The sequence below is a fragment of the Streptomyces sp. WAC 04229 genome, assembly GCF_003947455.1.
In the GTDB taxonomy this organism is placed as follows: domain Bacteria; phylum Actinomycetota; class Actinomycetes; order Streptomycetales; family Streptomycetaceae; genus Streptomyces.
This window is the reverse complement of sequence record NZ_QHJH01000321.1, coordinates 1-4,483: the sequence shown is the minus strand read 5'-3', so window position 1 is coordinate 4,483 and position 4,483 is coordinate 1. Positions and strand designations below refer to the sequence as shown.

4 protein-coding genes, 1 tRNA gene and 2 pseudogenes are annotated in these 4,483 nt (G+C 69.0%); 2 read left to right on the top strand and 5 right to left on the bottom strand.

The window, feature by feature from the left end; all coding sequences use genetic code 11:
• Window positions 1-126: 126 nt before the first annotated feature.
• The 3 genes and pseudogenes from DMH12_RS37340 to DMH12_RS40155 all read right to left on the bottom strand — a co-directional run bounded on the left by DMH12_RS37340 (window position 127) and on the right by DMH12_RS40155 (window position 1,386).
• Window positions 127-426, bottom strand: coding sequence for a hypothetical protein (locus DMH12_RS37340; protein ID WP_125495715.1), 300 nt, complete (start codon window positions 424-426; stop codon window positions 127-129).
• Window positions 423-1,165: pseudogene (locus tag DMH12_RS37335) on the bottom strand (GntR family transcriptional regulator). Before DMH12_RS37335 ends, DMH12_RS37340 begins: the two are co-directional and overlap by 4 nt.
• Window positions 1,162-1,386 (bottom strand): hypothetical protein, encoded by a 225-nt coding sequence (locus tag DMH12_RS40155; protein ID WP_125495716.1) that lies wholly within the window; start codon window positions 1,384-1,386, stop codon window positions 1,162-1,164. Before DMH12_RS40155 ends, DMH12_RS37335 begins: the two are co-directional and overlap by 4 nt.
• A gap of 66 nt (window positions 1,387-1,452) precedes the next feature.
• On the opposite strand from DMH12_RS40155, the pseudogene DMH12_RS37325 reads away from it, so the two are divergent.
• Window positions 1,453-2,086 (top strand): annotated as a pseudogene (locus DMH12_RS37325) (GntR family transcriptional regulator).
• A gap of 153 nt (window positions 2,087-2,239) precedes the next feature.
• A complete protein-coding gene (locus DMH12_RS37320; protein WP_125495714.1) occupies window positions 2,240-2,815 on the top strand; it encodes a hypothetical protein in 576 nt (191 codons plus the stop codon).
• Window positions 2,816-2,942: 127 nt separating this feature from the next.
• Here DMH12_RS37320 and DMH12_RS37315 read toward each other — a convergent pair.
• Window positions 2,943-3,029, bottom strand: a tRNA-Ser gene (locus DMH12_RS37315).
• A gap of 59 nt (window positions 3,030-3,088) precedes the next feature.
• Window positions 3,089-4,483, bottom strand: a 1,395-nt coding sequence (locus tag DMH12_RS37310) for a S1C family serine protease (protein ID WP_125495713.1), incomplete at its 5' end; no start/stop codon positions are given.

Genomic DNA, 4,483 nt, shown 5'->3' with positions numbered 1-4,483 from the left:
TCCATATCGCCATGACCGACCTCATGGCCCGCCGCCTCACCAGCGAGAGCACCACCTCCTGGCGCGATCCGACACCACAGACAAAACGGCATACTCAGGGATGAAACAATGGGAGAAAACGACCTCTTAGAACTGGAGCTCGCTCACCGCCAGGAGGTGACCGCGGCTGGTTGCCGCGGGGACCACGTCTCGTAGGGTTCGGGTCACTTCGGTCAGCATGAGCCGAAGGTCATCGCGGCCGGCGTCCTGGTCGCCGAGGACTCCCACGGCCCGCTCCAGAAGATCGGTTGCCATCACGAGTTGTACCGCTTCGATGTTGTCCGCCAGGCGGGACATGTAGCCGCCGCTGTCATCGGTGCTCAGGTGGCAGGGCTTGCCGTCCGGGCCCGACCACCGGAGGAGTCGTAGTTCGTTCTGCGGCGTCATCTGTGCGCCCGCCCTTCTTCGATCACGTCGTGGGTGCTGAAGACGGCGTCGACACGCCCCCCAGGGAACACCAGTAGTGCCGCCTCAATGACTCGCCCGGCGTTGTCTGCCGCAACGCGAGTGATCGCGAGGACGGCCAAGGCTGTGTTGATCCGCAGGGTCGACGCCTCATCCGGCGTTGGGAGACGGGCTGACACCCTCTCGTGCACCTCGGCCGGCGGCGGGTCCGGCACAGAGAAAGCGAGCCCCGCCCAGGCCCTTGAGGACTGGTCGCCGAGCGCCGTGATCGGTGCCAGGTCTCGCGGTACGTAGACGCGGGCCAAGCGGTGTGGGGACTCTCCCTCGTAGCTGAGTCGGAGGAATTCGGACAGTGGGCTTCCGTCCCCCACCTTCAGAAGCGGGGTCAGGTGCCCCCGCGCGGGCAGTGCCGTAGTTCGGACCGTCACGCGCAGGTCCACGTCTGCGGCAGTCCGAGGATCCGGGGTGCCCCATCCACAGACGTACGTGATCTTGCGCGGCGGGCGGCGGACGAAGTTGCCCTTGCCGTGGATCTTCTCGACGAGGCCTTCTCCCTGGAGTACGGCGAGGGCGCTTCGCACTGTGGCCGTGCGACCTTGTACCGGTCGGCCAGGGCGGACTCAGACGGGAGCCGTTCACCGGGCCCGGTGCGGCCAGTCGTGATCTGGCGTCTCAGGTCGTTGGCGACGACGAGGCGGCGGGAGGTCCGGGACTGTGTCACCGCCTTCTCGTCATCCGCACGGCGACGAGCCGGGTCCGCCCGTTTATGGTCAGCAGCTCTCCCGACTCGAACAGGAGCTGCTTCGCCCCCTGGCGCAACTGGAATAGGTCACTCACCCGGCAGGCCCGACCGCCGACTTGGATGACGTCGCCTAGCAGAACCGTGGCGGCCGTGATCTCGACGTTGGATGCCAGCGCACCCCCAGGGGCCCAGTTACTCACCGCTTCACCACCGGTCGCGTGGAGTGGTCCGGCGCGGGGTGGCAGGATCAGACGCACGTCTCGTAGATCACCGGTACGTCGACCGGGGCTCAGGAGCTGCTGATCTCCCAGGGCGTGCTGGAAGGCCGAGCCGGTTCGGGCACCTACGTCGCCGAGCCCCGGCAGCGCGTGCGCGTGGTGCGGTCGTCGGCGCGTGAGCAGCCCGAAGGGTCGCCTTTCCGGGCGGACATGAAGGCCCGTCGGTAGGCAGGGGGATTGGGAGAGCAGGACCGACGCCAAGGTGCCGGCCCCGGCGGAGATCGCCGCCCGGCTCGGGATCGCCGAGGGCGAGCTGTGCGTCCGGACCGCTTACGAGTTTCTGGCCGACGGCAGGCCCGTGCAGCTCTCGACCAGTTGGGAGCCGTACGACCTCACCGCAGGCACTCTCGTCGTCCTCCCCGAGGGGGGTCCCCACGCTGGCGCAGGCGTCGTGAATCGGATGGCCGCCATCGGGATCACCGTCAGCCATGCCGTGGAGCAGCCCGAGCCCAGGCAGGCGACCGCAGAGGAGGCGTCGCTGCTCGGAATCCAGAAGGCCGCTCTCGTCACGCACATCCGGCGGACGTACTGCAGCGACCAGGGGCGGCCGGTCGAGACGGCGGACATCGTGGTGCCGGCCGCGCACTGCGAGATCGTGTACGAGATTCCGATCAGCCGCTGACGGGCTTGGTTCTCTACGTCGAGGCTTCAGCTTGTCGGAAGCGTGTGCAAGCGTGCCACCGTGACTACATCGGCTCCTGATCTGCTGCCCAGGCCATTTCTGACGTGCTGGCTCCGTTGGATTGCGGTACCGACCCAGGATCAGCTCGGAGTCATGTCCCTACTGGGGCTGACGGACCCGGTACCTGTCTCTTTCGGCGACGCTGAAGAAGCCGTCGACGAGGACAGCCATTCCGGAACCGAGAGGACTGGTCGGGTGTACGTGAGCCCGGCACTCAACGGGTGGACCCTGGTTATCGGACGATGGTGCGATCCCTGCGACACCGAACGCTCGGATGATGTGCTGCGCCTGTGCGAGGCACTGAGCGCTCGTTACGGACGAGCGCAGGCCTATTACTACGGCGCGCAGGGTGACGGGTCGGCGTGGCTGATCGCAGAGCATGGGGCGGTCGTACGCCGTTACTGCGAGACCGGCGACGGCGAGGATCACTATCTGACACTCGGTGAACCGCTGCCCTATGAACGCTCCTGCCGAGAGGCCCTGGGGCTGGCCACGACTTGGGATGCGGCAACCGAGAGCGAGGAGGACGAGGACGAATGGGCCATGGAAACCATGCACATGGCTCCGGAGATCGCCGCCGACCTCGGTATCAGTCCACTGTCCCTCACGGCAGATATCCCGTTCTCTGGCACCGGCCTCCTGGCACGCACTCCTCGCAGCGGGTCTTGAGACCTCAACGCGCGTGCCCCTTCCGTGCCCGATCGGCCGGGAAACCGCGGGGAACGGCGGTGCACGGCGGGCAGCGCACACGCCAACGGCCCCCGACCGTAACGCCTGGTCAGGGGCCGTATCACTGCGGTGGGTGTGGGATTTGAACCCACGGTGACATCGCTGCCACGACGGTTTTCAAGACCGTTCCCTTAGGCCGCTCGGGCAACCCACCCCGCGCCGGTCGTGATCGTGGCGCGGGACCAGGGTAGCGGGTCGGTCCGGGGGTGTGGGTCAGTCGTCGCCCAGCTTGGAGCCGAGGGTGAGTTCGGTGGTGTGCTGCTTGCCGCCGCGCTCGTAGGTGACCGTGACCTCGTCGCCGGGCTTGTGGGTCCAGATCTCGCCGATCAGGGTCGGGCCGCTGTCGATCACCCGGTCGTCGAGCTTGGTGATGACGTCGCCCGGCTTGAGGCCCGCGTCGGCCGCCGGGCCGCCCGCCTCGACGGGGTCGGAGCCGCCCACGCCCTGCTCGGTGAGCTTCGCGCCGTTCGTCGTCTCCTCCAGGGAGACCGAGGCGCCGATCTTCGCGTAGACGGGCTTGCCGGTCTTGATCAGCTGCTGGGCGACGAACTTCGCCTGGTTGACCGGGATCGCGAAGCCCAGGCCGATGGAGCCGGCCTGGCCGGTGCCGAAGCCGCCGTTGCTCGTGGACTGGATCGCGGAGTTGATGCCGATGACGTTGCCCTGGGCGTCCAGCAGCGGGCCGCCGGAGTTGCCCGGGTTGATCGACGCGTCGGTCTGGAGGGCGCTCATGTAGGACGCCTTGCTGTCCGCGCCGCCGTCGCTGGAGGCCACGGGGCGGTTCTTGGCGCTGATGATGCCCGTGGTGACCGTGTTGGACAGGCCGAAGGGGGCGCCGATGGCGATCGTCGAGTCGCCCACGGCGACCTTGTCGGAGTCGCCGAGGGGGAGCGGGTTCAGGTCGGACGGGGCGTTCTCCAGCTTGATGACCGCGACGTCGTACCCCTGCGCGTTGCCGACCACCTCGGCGTCGTACTTCTTGCCGTCGGGGAAGGTCGCGCTGAGCTTGCCGCCGTCGACCGCCTCCGCCACCACGTGGTTGTTGGTGACGATGTGGCCCTGCTTGTCGAAGACGAAGCCGGTGCCGGTGCCGCCCTCGCCGTTGCTTCCCTCGGCCTGGATGGTGACCGTGCTGGGCAGCGCCTTGTTGGACACACCGGCCACCGTGCCCGCCTCGCGCTTGACGGAGCCGCCGGTGTCGGACGCGGAGACGGTCGTGGAGCCGCTGTCGTCGTTGTTCTTGGCCAGGGTGTAGCCGAGGCCGCCGCCCAGACCGCCCGCGACCAGCGCCGCGACCAGGATTCCGACGAGCACGCCGCCTCGGCCGCGGCCCGGCTTGGGCGCGGGGGACTGCTGGTACGAGGCTCCCCAGCCGCTGCCTCCCGTACCGTCGCCCGGGCCTTGGCCGAAGCCGTGACCGCCGTGACCGCCCTGCCCGCCGTGACCGGCGTCACCGCCGCCTCCGCCGTACGACGGGGTGCCGGGCGGCGGCGGGGGCGGGGGCCAGGAGGCGTCGGGCGGTGTGTGGCCCTGGGGCGCCGCCGCAGCCGGTGCCTGGGCGGGCGGAGCGGCGGCCGGCGCCTCGGGAGTGGCCGCAGGGTCCTGGGG